Below are 24226 nucleotides of genomic sequence, written 5' to 3' on the forward strand. Positions count from 1 at the left end.
GAGCGCAGGGGGGGACCCCGGCAGGCTCCGGAGGATTTCGGTGAAGGATGGCCTTGAGTTATCCACAGGCTGGACGGGCGTCGGGGCGGATTGTCAGTGGCAGGCGTTAGCGTCTTTGACGTGAAGCGATCGACTCAAGCAAATCGGGTGGAACCCATGGCAGGAACCGACCGCGAGAAGGCGCTGGACGCCGCGCTCGCACAGATTGAACGGCAATTCGGCAAGGGCGCAGTGATGCGCATGGGCGAGCGGCCGAACGAGCCCATCGAGGTCATCCCCACCGGGTCGACCGCGCTCGACGTCGCGCTCGGCGTCGGCGGCATCCCGCGCGGCCGAGTGGTGGAGGTGTACGGCCCGGAGTCCTCCGGCAAGACGACCCTGACGCTGCACGCCGTGGCCAACGCCCAGCGGGCGGGCGGCTCGGTGGCGTTCGTGGACGCGGAGCACGCCCTCGACCCCGAGTACGCGAAGAAGCTCGGCGTCGACATCGACAACCTCATCCTGTCCCAGCCGGACAACGGCGAGCAGGCTCTAGAGATCGTCGACATGCTCGTCCGCTCCGGCGCCCTCGACCTCATCGTCATCGACTCCGTCGCCGCCCTGGTGCCGCGCGCGGAGATCGAGGGCGAGATGGGTGACTCGCACGTGGGTCTCCAGGCCCGCCTGATGAGCCAGGCGCTCCGGAAGATCACCAGCGCGCTCAACCAGTCCAAGACCACCGCGATCTTCATCAACCAGCTCCGCGAGAAGATCGGCGTCATGTTCGGCTCCCCGGAGACGACGACCGGTGGCCGGGCGCTGAAGTTCTACGCCTCGGTGCGCATGGACATCCGCCGCATCGAGACCCTGAAGGACGGCACGGACGCGGTGGGCAACCGCACGCGCGTCAAGGTCGTCAAGAACAAGGTCGCGCCGCCCTTCAAGCAGGCCGAGTTCGACATCCTCTACGGCCAGGGCATCAGCCGTGAGGGCGGCCTCATCGACATGGGCGTCGAGCACGGCTTCGTCCGCAAGGCGGGCGCCTGGTACACGTACGAGGGCGACCAGCTCGGCCAGGGCAAGGAGAACGCCCGCAACTTCCTGAAGGACAACCCCGACCTCGCCAACGAGATCGAGAAGAAGATCAAGGAGAAGCTGGGCGTCGGTGTGAAGCCCGAGGCTCCGGGCGACGAGCCGAGCGCGGACGCGGCGGGCGCGACCCCGGCCGACGACGCCAAGACGGTGCCCGCGCCGGCGGCCAAGGCCACCAAGTCCAAGACCGCGGCGGCCAAGAGCTAGGCCGTGACGCGACGAACCGACTGGGCGGACCACACCGCCCCCGAAAGCCGCCCCGGGGCCCCGGGGCGGGGCCACGGGGACGGTGTGGAGCCGGAGCGCGACGGCCGGGACGGCGACGGGACCGGCACCCGGGAGGGCGCCGGGCGCAGCGGCGGGCGCCGGCGGCGGCGCGGCGACTTCGGCGAGCACCAGGACAGCGGCCCCCCTTCCTCGTCGAGGGCCGAGAAGGGGGAGCCGCCGGCGGGGGACCCGGCTGAGCGGGCGAGGGCGATCTGCCTGCGCCTGCTCACCGGGACCCCGCGCACGCGCAAGCAGCTCGCCGACGCCCTGCGCAAGCGGGAGATCCCCGAGGAGGTGGCGGAGGACGTGCTCTCCCGCTTCGAGGAGGTCGGCCTGATCAACGACAGTGCCTTCGCCGACGCCTGGGTGGAGTCGCGGCACCACGGCCGTGGCCTGGCCCGACGGGCACTCGCGCGGGAGCTGCGCACCAAGGGTGTGGAGTCCACGCTCATCGACGAAGCGGTGGGACAGCTCGACTCGGAGCAGGAAGAGGCGACGGCGCGCGAACTCGTCGCCCGCAAGCTCCGCTCCACGCGCGGCCTCGACCGGGACAAGCGCCTGCGACGCCTCGCGGGCATGCTGGCCCGCAAGGGCTATGGCGAAGGCATGGCGCTCAGGGTGGTGCGGCAGGCACTGGAGGAAGAGGGCGAAGAGACGGAAGACCTGGGATACGAGACGTTCTGAGCGTGCCGCCCCGACGGGGGTGGGGCGGCACGCCCGGCGACTCACGTATCCCGGCCCGCGCTCCGCGGGGTGGGGTTAACCCCCCTGCGGAGACGCGGGACCACCGCAATGCACACGGCCCTGTGCACAGGCGACTGTGTACGCATGGCACAGGAACCCGGCACTTCCGTGGAGGCGCGGACCTCCGATGCCGCGGTCGAGCGGACCGCGGACGCGGCTTCTGCCCCGCCGCCGGCCCAGTCCCCGCCCATGGCCCCGACACCTCCTCCGGCTTCTCCGGCTGCGGCCCCCGAGGAGCTGAGCGACCTGCGCGTCCTGCGGGCTCTCGCGCAGCCGCGGCGGCAGCAGATGTTGCAGCACCTCACCGTGCACGGCCCGGCGACCTCGGCGACGCTCGCCAGAGCCCTCGGACTCAACACCGGAGCCACCAGCTACCACCTGCGTGAACTCGCCCGCTACGGCTTCGTCGAGGAGACCCGCGACGGCGGCCCCGCACGAAAGAGCCCCGGGCCGGGCCACGGCCGCGAGCGCTGGTGGCGGGCCGTCCCCGGCGACCGGCGCTTTCCGCCGCGCAGCCGGCAGAGCCCTGAGGCGCGGCTCGTCATCGATGAACTCAACCGCCAGTCGTACGCGGCCGACCTGGACCTCTTCGAGCAGGCCCGGCGGGACAGCGCGGCCGATCCCGATGAGTGGGCCGACGCGTTCCCCTTCTCGCGGGGCACCATCCGGCTGAGCCTCACCGAACTCCACGAGTTCTTCGAGGAGTACATCGCGCTGCTCAACCGCTACAAGCGGCCCGACCGCGACACCCCGGCCGACGCGCGCACCGTGTTCACGCGTTTCCTGGCCTTCCCCGCGCCCCGCGACGACCTCGAAGAGACGGACACCCCATGATGTTGCGCTACGCACTGCGGACGGTCCGGGACCGGAAGGGCGGTTTCCTGGGCGCCTTCCTCGCGTTGATGTGCGCCGCCGCGCTGATCACCGCCTGCGGAACACTTCTGGAGACCGGGCTGTGCGGCACCGTGAGGACCGAGCGCTACGCCGCGGCGCCGGTGATCGTCTCCGCCGACCAGAACGTCCACCAGACCACGGTCAAGCACAAGAAGGGCAAGACCAAGGTCAAGCACAAGGCGAAGCCGATCGCCGAACGTGCCTGGCTGCCGGCACACGACATCGAGAGCCGCCTCAAGGAGGCGCCCGGCGTCGGCGCGGTGGTGCCCGAACTGACCTTCCTCGCTCAGCCCTTGAGCCGGCGCGAGACCTCCGGCGGCGGAAGCGCCACCGAGCGGCCCTCGTACGGGCACGCCTGGGGGTCCGCCTCGCTCACGCCGTTCCGGCTCGTCGAGGGACGGGAGCCGCGCCATGCCGATGATCTCGTCATCGACCGGCACCTCGCCGAACGCGCCGGACTGACACCCGGCGACCGTCTCACGGTCCAGTCGACACAGAGCCCCAGCGACTACCGCATCACCGGTATCGCCGCCCCCGAGCACGGAGCCCTCGCCCACCAGACCTCGCTCTTCTTCTCCTCCGCGGAGGCCGAGCGGCTCGCGGCGCACCCGGGCAAGGTCACCGCCTTCGGCGTCGTACCGGACGAGGGCACCAGCGTCGCCGACCTCCAAAGGTCCGTCGAGGAGGCGCTCGCCGGGACGACCGCGCGGGTCAGCGCGGGCGATGACCGCGGGCCGGTCGAATTCCTCGACGCGGCGGGCGCCCGCGTGAAGCTCGTCAGCATGGGCGGCGCCATGGGAGGCACGTCCTTGCTCGTCGCCGTCCTCGTGGTGGTCGGCACCTTCTCGCTCTCCGTCCAGCAGCGCCACCGCGAACTGGCCCTGCTGCGTGCCGTCGCCGCGACACCGAAGCAGATCCGCAGGCTCCTCGGGCGCGAGGCGCTGCTCATCGGCGCCGTGGCGGGTGGCATCGGCGCGCTCGCCGGAATGCCGCTCGGCGGCTGGCTGCACGGACGGTTCGTGGACACGGGTGCGGTGCCCGCCACCCTCGAACGCGCCCTCAGCGCGTTCCCGCCCCTCGTCGCCGTCGGCGTCACCCTGCTCGGCGCCCTGGCCGCCGCCCACATCGCCGGGCGCAGGATCGCCCGCATCCGCCCGGCCGAGGCCCTGGCCGAAGCGCGCGTCGAGCGCACCCGGCTCGGCCGGAGCCGTCTCGTCGCCGGGCTCCTCCTGCTCATCGGCGGCGTCGTCCTGACCGCCGTGCTGAGCAAGCTGCGCACCGAAGCCGCGTCGACACCCGTGACCTTCTTGGCCGTCGTGGTCCTCGCCTGCGCGATCGCCGCCCTCGGCCCGCTCGTCGTCTGCGCGGCGGCCGCCCTCCTGCGCGGCCCGCTCCGGCTGACCGGTCCCGGTGGCAAGCTCGCCCACGCCAACCTGCGCGGCAACGCCGCACGGATGGCCGCCGCTGTCACTCCTCTCGCCCTCCTCACCGGCATGACCTGCACCGTCCTCTTCGTCCAGCCCACTCTCGGCGAGGCTGCCCGGGCCCAGGCCCGCGAGGGCATCCGCGCGGACTGGGTGGTCGCCGCGCAGGGGCCCGGTGTCCCGGCCCAGGCCGCGCGGCGGCTGCGTACGGCCGAGGGCGTCGAGGCCGTCACCGAGGTGGTCCGCACCACCGTCCGCGTCGGGCTCGACAAATACCCCGCGCAGGGCGTCACTCCGGCAGGGCTCACCCGCACCTGGGACCCGGACGTCACCGCCGGATCCCTGAAGGGCTTCGACGGCGACAGCGTGGCCGTCAGCGAACTCGCCGCCGACCAGCTCGGACTGCGGCCGGGCAGTACGCTCAAGCTCACCCTCGGGGACGGGACGAAGGCGGCACTGACCGTCCGCGCCGTGTACGCGCGCGGGCTTGGGTTCGGGGATGTGACCATGGCGCACCGGCGAGTCGCCCGCCACGTCGACAACCCGCTCGCCGCCACGGTCCTCGTCAAGAGCGACCGTACGCAGGAACAACTCGCGGCCGTGGCCGGGAAGTTCCCGGGACCGGGACTGAAGGTTCTCGCGCCCGAGGCGTTCGACGGCCTGGAGGCCAAGCGTCAGCAGGCCAATGCCGAGGTGAACCACCTGGCCAGGGGGCTCGTGCTCGCCTTCACCGCGATCGCGGTGGTCAACACCCTCGCGATGTCCGTCTCCGAGCGCGTCAGGGAGTTCGCGATGCTGCGGCTCGCGGGCGCCACGCGGCGGCAGGTGCTGCGCATGCTGCGCACCGAGGCGCTCGCCGTCCTGTTCATCGGCACGGCGCTCGGCAGCGGGGTGGCGCTCGCCGTCCTGACCGCGTTCAGCGTGGGCATGACGGGCAGCGCGGCACCGACAATGACCCCGCTGGTCTACGTCTCCGTGGTCGCCGTCGCCGGGCTCCTTTCCCTGACCGCCACCGCGCTGCCGGGCCGTGCCGCTCTCAGGCCCCTCCCGGTCAGCGTGGCAACGGCCAAGGAGTAAGAGGGCGCAGGTAAGGAGGGCGCAGGTAAGGGGCGGTACGCAATGGTGGGCGCCCCTTACCGAGGGGCGCCCACTCATGTGGTCACGCCGTGACCGGAAGCCCTGCCGCACGCCAGGCCTGGAAGCCGCCGACGAGGTCGGTCGCGTACCGCAGACCCAACTGCTGGAGCGAGGCCGCGGCGAGGCTGGACGCGTAGCCCTCGTTGCAGATCACGACGGTACGCAGATCGTGGGAGGTGGCCTCGGGGGCGCGGTGGCTGCCCTGCGGGTCGAGACGCCACTCCAGCTCGTTGCGCTCGACGACCAGCGCCCCGGGGATCAGCCCGTCGCGCTCCCGCAGGGCCGCGTACCGGATGTCGACGAGGAGGCCGCCGGACCCGGCGATCCCGTACGCCTCGTGCGGGGTCACGCGGTCCAGGTCGAGGCGTACGCGTTCGAGCAGCTCGTCGATGCCGGTCGGCCGCTCGCTCACTGCCAGTCCTCCGGACGCTCCACGGACTCCAGGCGGAGGACGTCGCCGGTGCGGCTGTAGCGGCGGATGCGCGGCAGGGGCGGGTAGTAGGCGTGCACGGACACGGCGTGGTCGGACGTGGACTCGTTCAGGACCTCGTGCACGTGGTTGCGGCCGAAGGCGCGGCCCTCGCCGGCCGTGAGCAACCGCTCCCGGTCGACGCCGTCCGAGAGCTCCAGGGTCTTCCAGCCGTCGGTGGGCAGCCGGGCGGCGAGGGAGTTCTCCTTGAGGGTGCCCGCCGCGGCGAGGAAGGCGCCGACCGACTCGGCGTGGTCGTGCCAACCGGTCCCGCTGCCGGGCGGCCAGCCGATCAACCATGCCTCGCTGCCGCCGGGGCCGTCGAGACGCACCCAGGTGCGGCCCTCCGGGTCGAGCGGCAGCGAGGCGATGAGCGCGGCGTCGGCGGCAGTGCGGCGCACGAAGTCGAGGAGTTCGGCGGAGGTGGGGCCCGCGGAGCGCGCGGACGCGGGCGCGGTGAAGAGAGGGGCGGAGGAAGACACGGATACCGTCCTGAGGGTTCGCGAAGGGGCGCGCGAGCCGACCGGAGGGCGGCATCCAGCGCGCGGGAGAAGTGGCGAAGTCAGAGGGACGGAAGACACACGCAGCCCGCATAGCGGACGAGGTCCATATGGACCCTCCGCCACAGGCGCACATCGGTGTCGGTCACGGTGCGGAGTAGACCATGGAGGGGGAGAGCGGTCAACTCTCGCCCAGCATCCGGTCAGCCCGCGCTCCGCCCCTGCCCGCCGGGCTCCCACGCTGTGCGCCGCACCCTTGCACAGCCCGCCGGGCTCGCGCGCTGTGCGCCGCGCCTTTGCACCGCCCGCTGCGCTCTCGCGCTGCCCGCCGGGTTCCCACGCTGTGCGCCGCACCCTTGCACAGCCCGCCGAACTCCGGCACAGACCACCGGGGCGCACCGCGCACCGCGCCATGCTCCCGCGGCGCACTCCCGTACGCCCCGTCACTCGGCCCGACGCACCGCCCCCGCCGCGTTCTCCGGCTCCCCGGAGTCGGACTGCCTCGCCGATCCCGACCGCTCCCCAGTGCCCGACCGCTCCCCGGTGCTGGGCTGCTCCCCAGTGCCTGACCGCTCCCCGGTGCTGGGCTGCTCCCCAGTGCCCGACCGCTCCCCGGTGCTGGGCTGCTCCTCCGCACCGGACGGCTCCACCGCACTCGACCGCACATCCTTGGCCCGCTTGGCCCGCTTGGCCCGCTTGGCCTGCTTGGCCTGCTTGGTCTGCTCGGCCGGGTCGGCCTGCTCGGCCGCCGTGTCCCCGCCGCCGCCCCCGCCCCCGGGCGTCTGCCGACCCGCAGGCGCCGCCCCGCCCACCGCCGCCTGCGCGGCCGTGTACAGCTCGGCCGGGCGTACGCCGGCCAGGGCCGTCACCAGGTGGCCGTCGGGGCGTACGAGCAGGACCGCGTGCGCGGGCGCCCCCGGATAGCTCTCCGCCACGAGCAGCTCGGCGTGGTGCGGCAGTGCCGTGACGGCGGCGGCGAGCCTCGGCATGAGGCCGGCGGACATCCAGTGGCGGCGCTCCCAGACCCCGGTGCCGGGGGCGACGAGGACGACGAGCAGACGGCCGAGCCCGAGCCGGTCCCGCAGCTGGACGAAGGTGCCGTCCGGCGCCGTCACCCGCACGTCGGTCACCGGCGTGCCCGGCTCGGTGGCCACCGCGATCTCGGACTCCGACGGCGGGGGCGCCAGCGGGGAGTCCGCGTACGACGCGGGCGCGCCGAGCGGACCGCGCCCCACGTGACCGTCCGTGAGCAGCGCGTCGTGCCCGCGCGCGGCCCCCGGCACGAGCGAGCGCAGGCCCTTGCCGCCGCGCAGTATCGGCAGCGACTGGTCGGCGGCGCGCAGCCGTGCGGTCACGCGGGCCCGCCGCTCGGCCTGGTAGCTGTCGAGCAGCGCGTCGTGCGCGCCGTGGTGCCAGGCCAGGGCCAGCTTCCACGCGAGGTTGTCGGCGTCCCGCAGCCCTTCGTCGAGCCCCTGGGTGCCGAGCGCGCCGAGCAGATGCGCGGCGTCTCCGGCGAGGAAGGCACGGCCGACCCGCCACCGGCGGGCCAGGCGGTGGTGGACGGTGTGCACGCCCGTGTCCAGGAGCTCGTACGGCGGTGTGGTGCCCTCGCACCAGCCCGCGAGGGTGGCCCGGGTCCGCTGCACGAGGGCCTCGGGGGTCACGAGGTCACCGCGCGGCGGAAGCAGCCAGTCGAGCCGCCACACCCCCTCGGCGAGCGGGCGGCCCGTGACCTCCGGGCCTCCGCCGCGCCACGGAGGCATCCGATGCATCAACGCCTCACCCGGCCACGGAAGTTCCGTGCGCAGCGCGGCGACGGCGTGTCGCTCCACCGCCGTGCGCCCCGGGAAGCGGATGTCGAGCAGTTTGCGCACCGTCGAGCGGGAGCCGTCGCAGCCCGCCAGATAACTGCCGCGCCACCACGTGCCCGTGGGCCCGCGCGTGTGGGCGGTCACTCCGGAGGCGTCCTGCTCCAGGGCGTCGAGCTTGCTGTCCGCCACGACCTTGATGAGCCGCTCATCGGCGATGGCGTCGCGCAGCGCCCCGGTGAGGACGTGCTGGGGCAGGTGCAGGGGGGCAGGGGTCTCGTCGTCGAAGGAGATCTCGCGCATCACCTGCTTGCGCCGCACGGAGCGCCAGCGCGTCCAGCGCGCGCCCAGTTCGAGGCCGCCCAGCGAGTGGCCGGCGAGGCGTTCCGCGAAGGCGGCGGTGTCCTCGCGCAGGACGACCGTGCGTGCGAGGCGCTGCTCGTCCTTGCCGGGCCCTTCGTCCAGGACGACGGTGGGCACCGAGTGGCGGGCGAGCGCCAGGGCGAGCGCGAGCCCGACGGGGCCCGCGCCGACGACGATCACCGGGTCCACGGCGCGCACCCTCCGGCCCGACGGGCTCCGAGGTTCCGGGCTGCCCGGACGCGCTGGACGTACGTACTGGAACTGACAGTTGGAGCCCGGTGCACGATCACAGAACGTATGCAACCCATTGCCGCTGCTTGCGTCAAGTGACGATGGCAATGGTGTGCACCGGGAAGCGCCGGTGCGCCGGGTGCCGACGGGGGCGGTCGGGGCCGGACGGACGAAAGGGGGCGGCCCAAGGGCCGCCCCCCATACTCACCTGCGTCTACGACGCGTCAGTTCGATTTGCCCACCGGTCCGTCGGAGTCACCGCGCGGCTCGCTGGCGTCGCCCTGCGGCCCCTTGGAGCTTTCCGCTCCCTCGGCGCCTTCCGCTCCCTTGGGACCTTCCGTCCCCTTGGCGCCTTCCGTCTCACGCGCAGGCGCCGCCATGGGCGCGTCACCGGTCTCACCCGCGGCGGCGGCGGCCGGAGCGGACACCGCGGCCGGGTCGAGGACGCCGGGGGCCTCGGCGGGCTCGGCGGCGGCAGCCACCGCGATGCCGGTCTTGGTGCGCCGCCCGCGCTTCTCGATCCAGGTGGCGAGGGCGGAGAGCGCCAGACACATGGCCACGTAGATCGTGCCGACGACCATGATCACCGGGACGTAGATGTACTGGCCGTTCACCAGGGTGGTGTTCGCCAGCTGCCGGCCCGCGTACAGCAGCTCCGAGTACGTGATGATGTAGCCGAGCGAGGTGTCCTTGAGCGTGACCACCAGCTGGCTGATGATCGTCGGCAGCATCGACCTGATGGCCTGCGGCAGCAGCAGCATCGTCATCACCTGGGACTTGCGCAGCCCCAGGGCGTAGGCGGCCTCGACCTGTCCGCGCGGGACGGCGTTGAAGCCCGCGCGCAGCACCTCGGCCTGCACCGCGCCGTTGTAGACGGCGAGGCCGAGGACGAGGGCCCAGAAGCCGTTGTTCTCGCCGATGGCGCCCAGGTCGCCCTTGTAGGTCAGGAAGAGCACCCAGAGGGCGTAGATCGTGATCAGCAGCGGAATGGCGCGGAACAGCTCGATGAACCCGGTGGCCAGCCAGCGGACCGGGCGGTGGTCCGACGCGCGGGCGACCGCGAGCAGCACGCCGAGCACCAGGGACAGCACGCCGGCGAACGCGAAGACCTTCAGCGTCGTCAGGATGCCGTCGCGGATGGTCTCGCGGACGCTGGAGTAGTTGAAGGTGTTCCAGACCTCGGACTCGAAGTGGCCCCGGTCGGCGAGCCGCATGACCACGACGACGGCGAGGCCGATGATGGCGGCCGTGCCGACGACGGAGTAGATGCGGTTGCGCATCCGGGCCTTGGGGCCCGGGGCGTCGTAGAGAACGCTGGAGCTCATCGTGCGACCTCCAGGCTCCGCTCGAGCAGCCGGAAGAGGCCGCTGATGGTGAAGGTGATCACGAGGTAGCCGAGCGCCACCCACAGGAACAGCCAGGCGATGGCGAAGCCCTGGTCACTGAGGACCTTCTGCCACCCGAAGAGTTCCGTCACGCTGAACGCGCCCGCGATGGCGGAGTTCTTCGTCAGCGCGATGAAGATGCTGCTCAGCGGCGGCAGTACGGTGCGCACCGCCTGGGGCAGCACGATCGAGCCGAGGGTCTGGAAGAACGTCATGCCGATCGAACGGGCGGCCTCCGCCTGCCCGAGCGGCACGGTGTTGATGCCGGACCGCACGGCCTCGCAGACGAACGACGAGGTGTAGACGCTGAGGACGATCAGCGCCTTGGTCCACGGGTCGAAGCCGAAGTCGAAGACCTGCGGCACCGCGAACCAGATGGTCAGGAAGAGCAGCGTCAGTGGCGTGTTCCGGAACAGGGTGACCCAGGCGGTGCCGAAGAACCGCAGCGGCGGGACCGGCGAGACGCGGAAACCGGCGAGCACGATGCCAAGGATCAGCGCGAGCACGCTGCTGGCCACGGTCAGCCAGACCGTGCCTATGAAACCCTCGCGGAATTCCGCCAGATGGTCGAGCAGTACATTCACGGGGATGTCCTCGTGGGCGGCAGTGGTCGGGCAGGGGGCGCCGGTCCCCGTACGCACCGCGATGCGTACGGGGACCCGGTCGACTCACTGCCGGGGAGTGGAACGGAAGGTCGGTGCTCAGTAGCGCTCAAGGGCCGGCGGCTCGGTGAACTCCGAACCCGAGAGGCCGAGCGTCGCGTCGTACGCCTTCTTGTAGTCACCGTTCTTCTGGTGCGCCTCGACGGCGTCCGCCACGGCGTCCCGCAGAGCCTTGTCGTTCTTGCTCATGCCGATGCCGTACGGCTCCTTGGTGAAGGGCTTGCCGACGACCTTGAGGGCCTTCGGCTGCTGCGCGGCGTAGCCCTTGAGGATGGCGTCGTCCGTGGTGACGGCGTCGACCTCCTTGTTGATGAGCTGCTGCACGCACTCGGAGTACTTGGCGAGCTCGACGGTGTCGGCGCCGTACTTCGGCTTCTTGATCTCCTGGAGCGGAGTGGAGCCGACGATCGAGCAGACCTTCTTGCCCTTGACGGAGTCGGGACCGGTGATGTCCTTCTCATCCTTGCGGACGAGGAGGTCGGCGCCCGCGACGAGGTACGGACCGGCGAAACCGACCTGCTTCTTGCGCTCGTCGTTGATCGTGTAAGTACCGACGTACAGGTCGACGTCGCCCTTGGAGATGGTGGTCTCGCGGACGCCGGAGTCGATCGTCTTGAACTCGATCTGGTCGGGCTTGAAGCCGAGGTCGGCCGCGACCATCTTGGCGATCTCGATGTCGAAGCCGGAGCGCTTGCCGGCACTGTCCTTGAGGCCCAGGTACGGCTGGTCGTCCTTGGCGCCGATGACGATCTTGCCCGCCTTCTGCGCCTTCTTCAGCACCGCCGAGTCCACCTTGACGCCCGTCTTCACGTCGTACGTGGGGAGCTTGGGCGCGTTCTTGCCGCCGGTCGGGTCCTTCGGCTTGTCACCGGCCGTGCCCTCCTCGCCACCGCAGGCCGTGGCGGTCAGCGAAAGAGCGGCGACAACGGCAGCGGCGGCTGCGGTCTTGCGGAACTTCATGGTGAACATCCTTTGCTTCGGCTGGTGGTGAAGTGGACGCGGTGGCGATGGGGTGCCGTAAGCGTCAGTGCTTGAGGATCTTCGACAGGAAGTCCTTCGCCCGGTCGCTGCGCGGGTTGCTGAAGAACTGGTCCGGCACGGCCTCTTCGACGATCCGCCCGTCCGCCATGAAGACGACGCGGTTCGCGGCGGAGCGGGCGAAGCCCATCTCGTGGGTCACGACGATCATCGTCATGCCGTCACGGGCGAGCTGCTGCATGACCTCAAGGACCTCATTGATCATCTCGGGGTCGAGCGCCGACGTGGGCTCGTCGAAGAGCATCACCTTGGGGTCCATCGCCAGCGCGCGGGCGATGGCCACGCGCTGCTGCTGGCCGCCGGAGAGCTGCGCGGGGTACTTGTCGGCCTGGGTGGCGACGCCCACGCGGTCCAGCAGGCGGCGCGCCTTCTCCTCGGCCTCCGCCTTGCCGATCTTGCGCACCTTGGTCTGGCCCAGCGTCACGTTCTCCAGCACGGTCTTGTGCGCGAAGAGGTTGAACGACTGGAAGACCATGCCCACGTCCGCACGGAGACGGGCCAGCTCCTTGCCCTCCTGGGGCAGCGGCTTGCCGTCGATCGAGATGTCTCCCGAGTCGATCGTCTCCAGCCGGTTGATGGCGCGGCACAGCGTCGACTTCCCGGAGCCGGAGGGGCCGATCACCACGACGACCTCGCCACGGGCGATGGTCAGGTCGATGTCCTGGAGGACGTGCAAAGCGCCGAAGTGCTTGTTGACGTTCTTCAGCACGACCAGGTCGTCCGCCCCGGGCGGTATGGCGTCCTTGGTCACCGATACTTCGGTCACGGCTTGTTGCTCCATCCTCCTCGGTTGGGAGGACAGTAATAACCCAGTGCGACCAGCGTCATTACATCTGAGGGGAAATTGAGCATAACGATCCGGCCGCAACCGGACACACCGTGTGAAGAGGGTTCCCGGGGTGCGTACCGGCTCGATAACGGAACGTGTCCGTGACCCGATCCCCCTTGACGCGGTCCTTGTGGATCGGCGTGGATGCCTTGGTGCGCACGCGCGATTACCGGCCACGGCGGAACGACGGATGAACTGGAGGGGGCCCGTATGCGACTGCTTCTCGTGGAGGACGACGACCACGTGGCCGCCGCCCTGTCCGCGGTCCTGGCCCGCCACGGCTTCGACGTGGTGCACGCCCGCAGCGGCGAGGAGGCCCTGCAGGCCCTGCTGCCCGCGGAAACGCCCCCCTTCGGAGTGGTGCTCCTCGACCTGGGGCTGCCCGACCAGGACGGCTACGAGGTCTGCGGAAAGATCCGCAAGCGCGGCTCGACACCGGTGATCATGGTGACGGCCCGTTCGGACGTGCGCTCGCGCATACACGGCCTCAACCTCGGGGCCGACGACTACGTGGTGAAGCCGTACGACACGGGGGAACTCATCGCCCGTATCCACGCGGTCATCCGGCGGCCCGCCCCCGGCGGCACCACGGAGACCGGCGGCGACAGCGAGCTGCGGCTCGGCCCCGTGCACATCGAACTGCCCACCCGGCAGGTCAGCGTGGACGGCTCGGTCATCCAGCTGACCCGCAAGGAGTTCGACCTGCTCGCCCTCCTCGCCCAGCGCCCCGGAGTGGTGTTCCGCCGCGAGCAGATCATCAGCGAGGTCTGGCGCACCACTTGGGAGGGGACCGGTCGCACGCTGGAGGTGCACGTGGCCTCCCTGCGCTCCAAACTGCACCTGCCGGCCCTGATCGAGACGGTGCGCGGCGTCGGCTACCGGCTCGTCGCCCCGGCCACGTAGCCGGAGCGGGCCCAGGTGCGTTCCCGTCTCCTTCCGCTGCTGATCGTTCTGATGGCGGGTGTGCTGCTCGCGCTCGGCTTCCCCCTCGCGGTCAGTGTCGCCGCGGCGCAGCAGCAGAAGGTGGTCGTCGACCGCATCGACGACACGGCACGCTTCGCCTCCCTCGCCCAGTTCGTCACCGAGCGTCCCTCGGGCGGCTCACGCGTGCGTGAAGCCACCGACGAGCGCCGCGAGACGCTGCAGAAGGAACTCGACGACTACTACGAGGTCTACGGGATCAGGGCGGGCGTCTTCTACCGCGACGACGGCCCCATGGCCAGCGCCCCGGCCTCCTGGTACCTGCCCGCCGACGGCGATGTCCGCGAGGCCTTCCAGGAGGCGCTGCGCTCCCGCGGCAGCCACGACCCCGAACAGGTGTGGCCCTGGCAGCGCGGTCGCCTCGCCATCGCGTCCCCGGTGATCAGGGACGGGGACGTCGTCGCCGTCGTCGTCACGGACTCCCCGACGGGGCGCATGCGCTCCAGGACGCTGTACGGCTGGCTGCTCATCGGCGCGGGCGAGTCGGCGGCCATGCTCCTGGCGGTCGGCGCGGCCCTGCGGCTCACCGGCTGGGTGCTGCGGCCGGTGCGCGTCCTCGACGCCACCACGCACGACATCGCGACGGGGCGGCTCAAGTCACGCGTCGCCGCCACGGGCGGACCGCCGGAACTCAGACGCCTCGCCCGCTCGTTCAACGAGATGGCGGACAACGTCCAGGACGTGCTCGAACAGCAGCGCGCCTTCGTCGCCGACGCCTCGCACCAACTGCGCAACCCGCTCTCCGCCCTGCTGCTGCGCATCGAACTGCTCGCCCTCGAACTGCCCGAGGGCAATGAGGAGATCGCCTCGGTCCGCACCGAGGGCAAGCGCCTGGCCCAGGTCCTCGACGACCTGCTCGACCTGGCGCTCGCCGAGCACGCCGCGCCCGACCTGTGCCTCACCGATGTCGGCGCCCTGGCGGCCGAGCGGGTCGCGTCCTGGCGGCCGCTCGCCGACGAGCGGGGCGTACGGCTCAGCGGCGCGTGCCCCGCCACCACCGGCTGGGCCGACCCGGTGGCCCTCTCCAGCGCACTGGACGCCGTGATCGACAACGCCCTGAAGTTCACACCCGAGGGCGGTTCGGTGCGGGTGGCGGTCGCGTCGGGCAACGGGACGACGACCGTGGTGGTCAGCGACGAGGGACCCGGCCTGACCGACGACGAACTCGCGCGCGTGGGCGACCGCTTCTGGCGCAGCAACCGCCACCAGAACGTCAAGGGCTCCGGTCTCGGTCTGTCCATCTCCCGGGCCCTGCTCGCGGCGGGCGGCGGCTCCCTCGCGTACGAGCGCAATGAACCGCACGGTTTGAAGGTGACCGTCGGCCTGCCCCGCAGCGAGCCCGTCACGGGCTCCTGAGGGCCCTCTCGGCGCCTCAGGGCTTGACGGAGCGGTAGTAGCTGCGGGCGCCGTCGTGGAGCGGCAGGGGGTCCGTGAAGAGCGCCGTGCGCAGATCCACCAGTTGCGCCGCGTGCACCTGGTCGCCGATGTGGTCGCGGCTGTCGATGACGGCGCGGGTCAGGCCGGAGGTGAGGTCGTCGTCGGCCCGGTCCGTGGTCACCAGGAGGTTCGCCACCGCCAGGGTGGGCACGGCGGAGCCCTGCTGGGCGAAGGGATAGGCGTCGGCGGGCATGGTGGCGGCGCGGTAGTAGCGGGAGGCGCCGCCCTGCTTGTGCAGCTTGTCGACGAGGTGACCGAGTTCGATCAGCCGGATGCCCGTCCTCTCCGAGAGCCGGCCCACGGAGACCGTCGGCAGTCCGCCGGACCAGAAGAAGGCGTCGATCTTGTTCCGCTCCAGCAGCTGGGGCATGGTGTCGATGCCCGCGGACACCGGCTCGATGTCCGCGGCCGGGTCGAGCCCGGCGGCGTCGAGCACCCTGTCCGCTATCAGCCGCACGCCCGAGCGGTCCTGGCCCACCGCCACGCGCTTGCCGCGCAGGTCCGCCACGGAGTCGATGCCGGAGGAGCGGGCCACCACGAGCTGAACGTAGTCGTCGTAGAGGCGCGCGCAGCCCCGCAGGCGCTGGGCGCCCGGGGCTTCGTCGAGGCGGTACTTCTCGACGGCGTCGGCGGCCGCGATGGTGTAGTCGGCCCTGCCCGTCGCCACCCGCTCGATGTTCTGCTGCGAACCCTGGCTGTTGCGGAGGTCGACGTCCACATCGGGCATGTCCTGGGCGACCGCGGTGCGCAACAGCTTCCCGTACTTCTCGTACACGCCGTTCTGCACGCCCGTACTGAACCGCATCCGACCGCCCGGCGAGTCCTCGCGCACGGGGAGCAGCCACCACAGGAGCAGCCCGAACACCGCCAGCACCGCGGCCGAGGCCTGCAGCGCGCGTCGTCTGCCGATGTGGGGGAGCGCCGGGAGCATGCGGGCGATCCTGCCAGTCCGCTCACCCCGGTGACCAGGGGCGGGGTCACACCGGGCCCCTTCTCGCGGGCACCCTCGGCCGCTCCCGTCGCGATCCCCGGCCACGCGCGCGTGGCGACCCCGTACCCTGGGGGGCGAGATGAGCGCGAAGACTTACGAGGTGCGCACCTACGGGTGCCAGATGAACGTCCATGACTCCGAGCGGCTCTCCGGCCTCCTTGAGGACGCCGGTTACGAGCGTGCGCCGGAAGGGGCCGACGGCGACGCCGACGTCGTCGTCTTCAACACGTGCGCCGTGCGCGAGAACGCCGACAACCGCCTGTACGGCAATCTCGGCCGCCTGGCCCCGATGAAGACCAAGCGTCCGGGCATGCAGATCGCCGTCGGCGGCTGCCTCGCCCAGAAGGACCGCGACACCATCGTCAAGAGGGCGCCCTGGGTCGACGTCGTCTTCGGCACGCACAACATCGGCAAGCTGCCGGTGCTCCTGGAGCGCGCCCGCGTCCAGGAAGAGGCGCAGGTCGAGATCGCCGAGTCCCTCGAAGCCTTCCCGTCGACGCTGCCGACGCGCCGCGAGAGCGCGTACGCCGCGTGGGTCTCCATCTCCGTCGGCTGCAACAACACCTGCACCTTCTGCATCGTGCCCGCCCTGCGTGGCAAGGAGAAGGACCGCAGGACCGGTGACATCCTCGCGGAGATCGAGGCACTCGTCGGCGAGGGCGTCTCCGAGATCACCCTCCTCGGGCAGAACGTGAACGCGTACGGCTCCGACATCGGCGACCGTGAGGCCTTCAGCAAGCTCCTGCGGGCCTGCGGCAAGATCGACGGCCTGGAGCGCGTCCGCTTCACCTCACCGCACCCGCGCGACTTCACCGACGACGTCATCGCCGCCATGGCCGAGACGCCGAACGTGATGCCGCAGCTCCACATGCCCCTGCAGTCGGGCTCCGACCCCGTCCTGAAGGCGATGCGCCGCTCCTACCGCCAGGAGCGCTTCCTCGGGATCATCGAGAAGGTCCGCGCCGCCATGCCGGACGCGGCGATCTCCACCGACATCATCGTGGGCTTCCCCGGTGAGACCGAGGAGGACTTCGAGCAGACCATGCACGTGGTCCGCGAGGCCCGCTTCGCCAACGCCTTCACCTTCCAGTACTCCAAGCGCCCCGGGACCCCGGCGGCCACCATGAAGGGGCAGATCCCCAAGGAGGTCGTCCAGTCGCGCTACGAGCGCCTGGTGGCCCTCCAGGAGGAGATCTCCTGGGAGGAGAACAAGAAGCAGGTCGGACGCACCCTGGAGCTGATGGTCGCCGAGGGCGAGGGCCGCAAGGACGGTGCCACACACCGCCTTTCGGGACGCGCCCCCGACAACCGCCTGGTGCACTTCACCAAGCCGGACACCGAGGTCCGCCCCGGTGACGTGGTCACGGTCGAGATCACCTACGCCGCCCCGCACCACCTGCTCGCCGAGGGCGCCGTGCTGGACGTCCGCCCCACGCGCGCGGGCGACGCCTGGCAGAAGCGCAACACGGAGGCCGCAGCGAAGCCCGCCGGCGTCATGCTGGGCCTGCCGAAGATCGGCGCCCCGGCGCCGCTGCCGGCCGCCACGGGGAGCGGCTGCGGCTGCGACTGATCCGGTGCGGTGACCCGGGACCGGTGCCCCGGGAGCGGTGACCCAGCCGGTGTCCCGGGGCGGGCCGGTCGCCGGTGGACCCGTGCGTTCCGGCCATGGGCCGGTCTCCACGCGCGCGTGCGGGGTGGGGCGTTACGCTGCGGATCATGCTTGTCGCCGCAGCCGTCTGTCCCTGCCCGCCGTTGCTCGTCCCCGAGGTCGCGTCGGGCGCCGCCCACGAACTGGACACGGCGCGCGCGGCGTGCACGGACGCCATCGGGGTGCTCGCCGCCGCCAGGCCCGACCTCCTGGTCGTCATCGGCCCCGCGGGGCCGGAGGGCCGCGGCCCGTATCCGCAGGGCGCGCGCGGCTCGTTCCGCGGCTTCGGCGTGGACCTGGACGTCCGCCTGGGCCGCCCGCTCCCCGACGCCCCCGCCCAGGAGCGCGGGCTGCCCCCGTCCCTCGCCGTGGCCGGCTGGCTGCTCGGGCGTACGGAATGGTCGGCCGCCCCGGTGGAGGCCCTCGGCGTGGAGGAGCCGCTCGCGGCCGAGCGGTGCCTCACGACCGGGCGGCAGCTCGCCGCACGGGCGGACCGCGTGGCCCTCCTGGTGATGGGCGACGCCAGCGCGAGCCGCACCCTGAAGGCCCCCGGCTACCTCGACGAGCGGGCGGCAGGCTTCGACGCGGAGATCGCACGGGCCCTCGCCACGGCCGACGTGGCGGCCCTGCGGGCCCTGGACGAGAACCTGGCGCACGAACTGAAGGCGGCGGGGCGTGCCCCGTGGCAGGTCCTCGCGGGCGCCGCCGAGAGCGCGACGCTCAGCGGAGAGCTGCTCTACGAAGACGCGCCTTACGGGGTGGGGTACCTGGTGGCCGCCTGGTCGTAGGAGGGCCCCAGAGCCGTCCCGGGGCGCGCCTTCGTGGCGAGGCCCCGGGCCCGCGCCGAAGAACGACGACGGCCGCGAAGCGAGACGCTTCGCGGCCGTTCGCCGATGGTGCAGCTTGGCCGGCCGGCGAGGAAGCCCTGGGGGGACGAGTGGCGATGCCTCACGGGCGGCCGCGAGTTCCGTAGGCGGCGCTACTTGCGGGCGCTCTCGTCGGCCTCGTTGTCGGCCGCCTCGTCCGCCGACTGCTGCTTCGGGATCTCCACGCCGTCCGCGGAGTCCTCCACCTCGGTGCCGGCGGACTCCGTAGCCCCGGTAACCTCCGCGGCCTTGTCGTCGTCGGCGGCGCTCCCGGAGCCCTCCGCCGGCCTCTCGGCGGCCTTGTCCTCCGCGGAGGGGGCCGCGGCGGAGGCGGTCTCCGCGCCCTCAGGCTCGGTCGTGGGCGTGGCAGCGGCCGCCCCCGTGTCCGACTTCTCGTCGCCGCCCTGACCCTTCCGACGGAAACGTGCAAAAACGCCCATATCTACTCCATACGTTACTCGTGTGGGCGAAATCCCGTGCCGCCCGGAGCGTCCCATTGCTTCGCCCGGGCCATCGGTCCTCGAAACCGGCGGCTGGAACCTCGCAACAGGCAACGACCCCGAAGCCGTGCCGTCACGCCACTCGTTCGGGAAGTGGCCACACGGTTTGCGAGACTGGGGCCGTGAGTAGTGCAGCTCCCGCCCCGCGGGTCATCGCCGTCGTCGGTCCCACCGCGGCAGGAAAGTCCGATCTGGGCGTGTTCCTCGCCCAACGTCTCGGCGGGGAAGTGGTCAACGCCGACTCCATGCAGCTCTACCGGGGGATGGACATCGGCACCGCCAAGCTGACGCCCGGAGAGCGCGACGGGGTTCCCCACCACCTCCTCGACATCTGGGACGTGACGGAGGCGGCGAGCGTCGCCGAGTACCAGAAGCTGGCCCGCGCGGAGATCGACCGCCTCCTGGCCGCCGGACGCTGGCCGATCCTGGTCGGCGGATCGGGGCTCTACGTACGGGGCGCCGTCGACCACCTGGAGTTCCCCGGTACGGACCCCGAGGTGCGGGCCAGGCTGGAGGAGGAGCTGGCCCTGCGCGGCCCCGGCGCGCTGCACGCCCGCTTGGCGGCCGCCGACCCGGGAGCCGGCCGGGCGATCCTGCCCAGCAACGGCCGCCGGATCGTGCGCGCCCTGGAGGTCATCGAGATCACGGGCAAGCCCTTCACCGCCAACCTCCCGGGCCACGAGTCGGTGTACGACACGGTGCAGATCGGCGTGGACGTGGCCCGCCCCGAACTCGACGAACGCATCGCCACGCGCGTGGACCGCATGTGGGAGGCCGGCCTGGTCGACGAGGTGCGCACCCTGGCCGGACAGGGCCTGCGCGAGGGACGTACGGCGTCGCGGGCGCTCGGCTACCAGCAGGTGCTCGCGGCGCTCGCCGGAGAGTGCACCGAGGACGAGGCGCGCGCCGAGACCGTGCGCGCCACCAAACGCTTCGCACGGCGCCAGGACTCGTGGTTCCGCAGGGACCCGCGGGTGCACTGGTTGAGCGGTGCCGCGGCCGATCGCGGCGAACTTCCCGGACACGCGATGGCGCTGATCGAACGACCGGTCACAGCCTGATCACGTGATGGCATCGGGACGCTCCGGCGGTCATCCGGCCCCCTGACGGCGTGCCATCATCGACCATCGATCGACCGGTGGAGTCCGAAGTGGGAGGGCGCGTGGCGATGGAGGCCGGCCCTCGTGACACCGCACATGACGGCGGAGAGCAGCTGAGCCCCGACGGGCCCGACGAGGTGCCCGGCGGCGTGACGGACGACGGCCCCGGCGCGGACGAGCTGTCCGCGGAGGCCGAGGTCGAGGTCGAGCTGCGTCCGCAGCGGCGGCTGCGCATCTGGCAGCTCGCGCCCATCGTGATCCTCGCCGCGGTCGGCTCCCTGATGTTCGCCTTCCCGCTGGCCTTCGAGTTCGGCGACGGCGGTGCCGTGGTCGCCATGCTCGGGCTGCTCCTGAGCTGCTGCGCGGCCGGCTGGGGCATGATGGCCGCCCGCCGGGTGGGCCACACCTTGCCGGGGCTGCCCGAGCGCGGCTCGGGCCGCCGCCCGGACTGGCGTGTCGTCTCCGCGTACGCCCTGCTCTTCGCCGGCGTGACGGTCCTGGCCGTCTGGCGCGTGGCCCGCCTCCGCTGAGCCGGAGACCCGCGGCGGCGAGCAGTCGGCGCACCGCCCCGCCGCGGTGTCGTACCCACCCCGTACGATCGAGGAATGAGCACGCGGATCGCCTTCCTCAAGGGGCACGGGACCGAGAACGACTTCGTGATCATCCCGGACCCCGACAACGCCGTCGAGCTGCCCCCGGCCGCCGTCGCCGCCCTGTGCGACCGGCGCGCGGGCATCGGCGGTGACGGCCTCCTGCACGTCGTCCGGTCCGCCGCCCACCCGGAGGCACGCCACCTCGCGGACCGGGCCGAGTGGTTCATGGACTACCGCAACGGCGACGGCTCGGTGGCCGAGATGTGCGGCAACGGAGTGCGGGTCTTCGCGCGGTACCTCCAGCACGCGGGCCACGTCGGCGAGGGCGACCTGGCGGTGGCCACGCGCGGCGGCGTCAAGACCGTGCACATCGCCAAGGCGGAGTCCGGCGGCGAGATCACCGTCGGCATGGGCAAGGCCCTGCTCCCCGAGGGAGACGTCACGGTCTCGGTCGCGGACCACCAGTGGCCCGCGCGGAACGTGAACATGGGCAATCCGCACGCCGTCGCCTTCGTCGACGACCTCGCCGACGCGGGCACCCTCTACGACCCGCCGCCCTTCAGCCCCGCCTCCGCCTACCCGGACGGGGTGAACGTGGAGTTCGCCGTGGACCGCGCCCCGCGCCACGTCGCCATGCGCGTGCACGAGCGCGGAGTGGGGGAGACCCGCTCGTGCGGCACGGGCGCGTGCGCCGTGGCCGTGGCCGCCGCCCGCAGGGACGGCGCCGACCCGGCCGTGACGGGCGCCCCGGTCACGTACACGGTCGATCTGCCCGGCGGACGCGTGGTGATCACCGAGCGGCCCGACGGCGAGATCGAGATGACCGGGCCCGCCGTGATCCTGGCGGAAGGCGAGATCCTGTCCGAATGGTTCGAAACAGCAACCGCGTGAACTGTCGCTCGAATGGGTGATCCGTTTCACGCTCGGCGAGAGGCGGTCGGCGCCGCGTGATGGGCTCGGTAGCATCAAGCACCGGCCCGGACGGAGTACGCCAGCATCCGTCGACCGCCGGTCGACGCAGCCGGAGGTGCCCATGAGTGCGGAGGCCACGAACCCAGCCACGCCCGGCCCCGTGACGCCCGGGGCCCAGCGCAGGCGCGGCCGGGCCCGTCTCGACCTGCGCAGGCTGGGCAGGGCGGCCCTCCTGGGCTCCGCCACCCGGGACCGTCTGCCCGACGCCATCGGCCATGTGGCGGAGGCCCACCGCGCCCACTATCCGGACGCGGACCTTGAGCCGCTGCGCCGCGCCTACGTCCTCGCGGAGTCCTCGCACCGGGGCCAGATGCGCAAGAGCGGCGAGCCGTACATCACGCACCCCCTCGCCGTCACGCTGATCCTGGCCCAGCTCGGCGCCGAGATCACGACCCTGACCGCGTCCCTGCTGCACGACACCGTCGAGGACACGGAGGTGACGCTCGACCAGGTGCGCGCCGAGTTCGGCGACGACGTGTGCTACCTGGTGGACGGCGTCACAAAGCTGGAGAAGGTGGACTACGGAGCCGCCGCCGAGCCGGAGACCTTCCGCAAGATGCTCGTCGCCACCGGCAACGACGTACGCGTCATGTCGATCAAGCTGGCCGACCGGCTGCACAACATGCGCACGCTCGGCGTCATGCGCCCCGAGAAGCAGGCCCGCATCGCCAAGGTGACCAGGGACGTGCTCATTCCGCTCGCCGAGCGCCTGGGGGTCCAGGCGCTCAAGACCGAGCTGGAGGACCTGGTCTTCGCGATCCTCCACCCCGAGGAGTACGCCGAGGTGAAGGCCATGATCACGGCCAACGCCGAGGCGGAGGCCGACTCCCTCGGGGACATCGCGGGCGAGGTGCGCGGCGTACTGCGCGAGGCGGGCATCGCGGCCGAGATCCTCATCAGGCCGCGGCACTTCCTCTCCGTCCACCGGGTGCACCGAAAACGCGGCGAGCTGCGCCCGTCGGACTACGGCCGCCTCCTCGTCCTCGTGAACGAGGACGCCGACTGCTACGGAGTCCTGGGGGAGCTGCACACCTGCTTCACGCCGGTCGTGTCGGAGTTCAAGGACTTCATCGCCGTACCGAAGTTCAACCTCTACCAATCGCTGCACACCGCCGTGGCCCGCCCGGACGGCGAGGTCGCCGAAGTCCTCATCCGGACGCACCAGATGCACCAGGTCGCCGAGGCGGGCGTCGTCGCCCTGCGCCACCCCTACGCCCCGCCCGCGGAGGAGTCGGCCGAAGGCGCCGACGACGAGCGCGTGGACCCGACCAGGCCCGGCTGGCTCTCCCGGCTCCTCGACTGGCAGCAGGCGGCACCCGACCCCGACACCTTCTGGTCGACGCTGCGCGAGGACCTCGCCCAGGACCGCGAGATCGCCGTGTTCCGGCCCGACGGCGGCACACTCGGCCTGCCGGCGGGCGCCAGCTGCGTGGACGCCGCCTACGCCCAGTACGGCGAGGACGCGCACGCCTGCATCGGCGCGCGGGTCAACGGCCGCCTCGCGACGCTCAGCACGGTCCTGCGCGACGGTGACACCGTGCAGCTGCTCATGGGGCAGGACACGGCCTCGGGGCCGTCCCGCGACTGGCTCGACCACGCCCGCACGCCCGCCGCGCGGATCGCCATCCGGCGCTGGCTGAGCACGCACCCGGTGCCCGCCCCCGCGCCCTCCGGGCAGACCAGGAAGGCGCCGGTCGCCGCCCCCCGCCCCGAAGCCGCCGGGATCACGCGCCCCGCGGCCAACGCCGTGGTGGACCGCGAAGGCGCCAGCGTCCGGCTCGCCGGATGCTGTACGCCGGTGCCGCCCGACGCCATCACCGCCTTCGCCGTACGCGGGGGAGCCGTGACCGTCCACCGCGTGGAGTGCCCCTCGGTGGAGCGCATGAAAGAAGTGGGGCGCGCGGAGGTCGGCGTGCGCTGGGGGGACACCGCCGAGTGCCGTGTCACGCTGACTGCCGAATCGTTCGGCCGTGCGCATCTGCTCGCCGACCTCACCGAAGCGATCGCTCTGGAGGGGGTGGCGATCATCTCCGCCACCGTGGAGCCGCCGGCCCAGCAGCGCGTGCGCCACACGTACACGCTGCAACTCCCGGACGCCGGGCACCTCCCGGGGCTGATGCGGGCGATGCGCGCGGTGCCAGGGGTGTACGACGTGAGCCGCGCCCAGCATCCGGCGGCAGCGGCCCACTGACGCGGCCGACGCCTCCGTGGCGCGGCCCGGAGGCGGACGCACGCGCGGCCGGTCGATGACTCGTTCGGGTGGCGGGGCGCGCGCCACCACCCACCGGGGGCGCGCACGCTGATAGCGGTAAGTCC

At 72.1% G+C, this 24226-nt stretch carries 21 protein-coding genes and 1 pseudogene; 12 read left to right on the forward strand and 10 right to left on the reverse strand.

Annotation, left to right across the window (positions count from 1 at the left end; translation table 11 throughout):
- The first annotated feature begins 156 nt into the window (after nt 1–156).
- The 4 genes from recA to AB0I16_RS01900 all read left to right on the forward strand — a co-directional run bounded on the left by recA (nt 157) and on the right by AB0I16_RS01900 (nt 5477).
- Nucleotides 157–1278, forward strand: coding sequence for a recombinase RecA (gene recA, locus AB0I16_RS01885; protein ID WP_363247331.1), 1122 nt, complete (start codon nt 157–159; stop codon nt 1276–1278).
- 3 nt (nt 1279–1281) lie between these two features.
- Complete coding sequence (recX, locus tag AB0I16_RS01890) at nt 1282–2022, forward strand: recombination regulator RecX (protein ID WP_363247332.1); 741 nt, start codon at nt 1282–1284, stop codon at nt 2020–2022.
- A gap of 144 nt (nt 2023–2166) precedes the next feature.
- Nucleotides 2167–2916 (forward strand): helix-turn-helix domain-containing protein, encoded by a 750-nt coding sequence (locus AB0I16_RS01895; protein WP_363247333.1) that lies wholly within the window; start codon nt 2167–2169, stop codon nt 2914–2916.
- Nucleotides 2913–5477, forward strand: coding sequence for an ABC transporter permease (locus tag AB0I16_RS01900; protein ID WP_363247334.1), 2565 nt, complete (start codon nt 2913–2915; stop codon nt 5475–5477). Before AB0I16_RS01895 ends, AB0I16_RS01900 begins: the two co-directional genes overlap by 4 nt.
- A gap of 82 nt (nt 5478–5559) precedes the next feature.
- On the opposite strand, the gene AB0I16_RS01905 is transcribed toward AB0I16_RS01900, so the two are convergent.
- The 8 genes and pseudogenes from AB0I16_RS01905 to AB0I16_RS01940 form a co-directional block, all read right to left on the reverse strand.
- Entirely contained in the window at nt 5560–5955 is a 396-nt protein-coding gene (locus tag AB0I16_RS01905) for a rhodanese-like domain-containing protein (RefSeq protein WP_363247554.1), read from the reverse strand.
- Nucleotides 5946–6488, reverse strand: a complete 543-nt coding sequence (locus tag AB0I16_RS01910; protein WP_363247335.1) for a cysteine dioxygenase — start codon at nt 6486–6488, stop codon at nt 5946–5948. Before AB0I16_RS01910 ends, AB0I16_RS01905 begins: the two co-directional genes overlap by 10 nt.
- 80 nt (nt 6489–6568) lie before the next feature.
- Entirely contained in the window at nt 6569–6655 is an 87-nt protein-coding gene (locus AB0I16_RS01915) for a putative leader peptide (protein ID WP_363247555.1), read from the reverse strand.
- 654 nt (nt 6656–7309) lie between these two features.
- A pseudogene (locus tag AB0I16_RS01920) lies at nt 7310–8866 on the reverse strand (FAD-dependent monooxygenase); the annotation flags it as partial.
- Between the two features lie 266 nt (nt 8867–9132).
- Nucleotides 9133–10233, reverse strand: coding sequence for an amino acid ABC transporter permease (locus AB0I16_RS01925; protein WP_363247336.1), 1101 nt, complete (start codon nt 10231–10233; stop codon nt 9133–9135).
- Nucleotides 10230–10877: an amino acid ABC transporter permease gene (locus AB0I16_RS01930; protein ID WP_363247337.1), complete on the reverse strand. Its 648-nt coding sequence runs from the start codon at nt 10875–10877 to the stop codon at nt 10230–10232. Before AB0I16_RS01930 ends, AB0I16_RS01925 begins: the two co-directional genes overlap by 4 nt.
- 117 nt (nt 10878–10994) lie before the next feature.
- Nucleotides 10995–11915, reverse strand: a complete 921-nt coding sequence (locus AB0I16_RS01935) for a glutamate ABC transporter substrate-binding protein (RefSeq protein ID WP_363247338.1) — start codon at nt 11913–11915, stop codon at nt 10995–10997.
- A 64-nt stretch (nt 11916–11979) separates the two neighbouring features.
- Nucleotides 11980–12759, reverse strand: coding sequence for an amino acid ABC transporter ATP-binding protein (locus AB0I16_RS01940; protein ID WP_363247339.1), 780 nt, complete (start codon nt 12757–12759; stop codon nt 11980–11982).
- Nucleotides 12760–13032: 273 nt separating this feature from the next.
- Between AB0I16_RS01940 and AB0I16_RS01945 the strand changes: the two genes are divergently transcribed.
- Both AB0I16_RS01945 and AB0I16_RS01950 read left to right on the forward strand, forming a co-directional pair.
- Complete coding sequence (locus AB0I16_RS01945; RefSeq protein ID WP_363247340.1) at nt 13033–13725, forward strand: response regulator transcription factor; 693 nt, start codon at nt 13033–13035, stop codon at nt 13723–13725.
- 15 nt (nt 13726–13740) lie between these two features.
- Entirely contained in the window at nt 13741–15159 is a 1419-nt protein-coding gene (locus tag AB0I16_RS01950) for a HAMP domain-containing sensor histidine kinase (protein WP_363247341.1), read from the forward strand.
- Nucleotides 15160–15175: 16 nt separating this feature from the next.
- Here AB0I16_RS01950 and AB0I16_RS01955 read toward each other — a convergent pair whose 3' ends face one another.
- Nucleotides 15176–16171, reverse strand: coding sequence for a TAXI family TRAP transporter solute-binding subunit (locus tag AB0I16_RS01955; RefSeq protein ID WP_363247342.1), 996 nt, complete (start codon nt 16169–16171; stop codon nt 15176–15178).
- A 139-nt stretch (nt 16172–16310) separates the two neighbouring features.
- Between AB0I16_RS01955 and miaB the strand changes: the two genes are divergently transcribed.
- Both miaB and AB0I16_RS01965 read left to right on the forward strand, forming a co-directional pair.
- Complete coding sequence (gene miaB / locus AB0I16_RS01960) at nt 16311–17801, forward strand: tRNA (N6-isopentenyl adenosine(37)-C2)-methylthiotransferase MiaB (RefSeq protein WP_363247343.1); 1491 nt, start codon at nt 16311–16313, stop codon at nt 17799–17801.
- A 146-nt stretch (nt 17802–17947) separates the two neighbouring features.
- Nucleotides 17948–18667, forward strand: a complete 720-nt coding sequence (locus AB0I16_RS01965) for a class III extradiol dioxygenase subunit B-like domain-containing protein (protein WP_363247344.1) — start codon at nt 17948–17950, stop codon at nt 18665–18667.
- Between the two features lie 191 nt (nt 18668–18858).
- Here the strand turns inward: AB0I16_RS01965 and AB0I16_RS01970 are convergent, their stop codons facing one another.
- Complete coding sequence (locus AB0I16_RS01970; RefSeq protein ID WP_363247345.1) at nt 18859–19185, reverse strand: hypothetical protein; 327 nt, start codon at nt 19183–19185, stop codon at nt 18859–18861.
- Nucleotides 19186–19367: 182 nt separating this feature from the next.
- On the opposite strand from AB0I16_RS01970, the gene miaA reads away from it, so the two are divergent.
- The 4 genes from miaA (at nt 19368) to AB0I16_RS01990 (ending at nt 24101) form a co-directional block, all read left to right on the forward strand.
- A complete protein-coding gene (gene miaA, locus AB0I16_RS01975) occupies nt 19368–20306 on the forward strand; it encodes a tRNA (adenosine(37)-N6)-dimethylallyltransferase MiaA (RefSeq protein ID WP_363247346.1) in 939 nt (312 codons plus the stop codon).
- Between the two features lie 107 nt (nt 20307–20413).
- The gene (locus tag AB0I16_RS01980) at nt 20414–20875 is read left to right on the forward strand and encodes a hypothetical protein (RefSeq protein ID WP_363247556.1); all 462 of its coding nucleotides are present in this window, start codon (nt 20414–20416) and stop codon (nt 20873–20875) included.
- A 75-nt stretch (nt 20876–20950) separates the two neighbouring features.
- The gene (gene dapF / locus AB0I16_RS01985; protein ID WP_363247347.1) at nt 20951–21829 is read left to right on the forward strand and encodes a diaminopimelate epimerase; all 879 of its coding nucleotides are present in this window, start codon (nt 20951–20953) and stop codon (nt 21827–21829) included.
- Between the two features lie 142 nt (nt 21830–21971).
- Complete coding sequence (locus AB0I16_RS01990; protein ID WP_363247348.1) at nt 21972–24101, forward strand: HD domain-containing protein; 2130 nt, start codon at nt 21972–21974, stop codon at nt 24099–24101.
- Nucleotides 24102–24226: the final 125 nt, after the last annotated feature.

This window comes from Streptomyces sp. NPDC050703 (assembly GCF_040654435.1).
Taxonomy (GTDB): domain Bacteria; phylum Actinomycetota; class Actinomycetes; order Streptomycetales; family Streptomycetaceae; genus Streptomyces.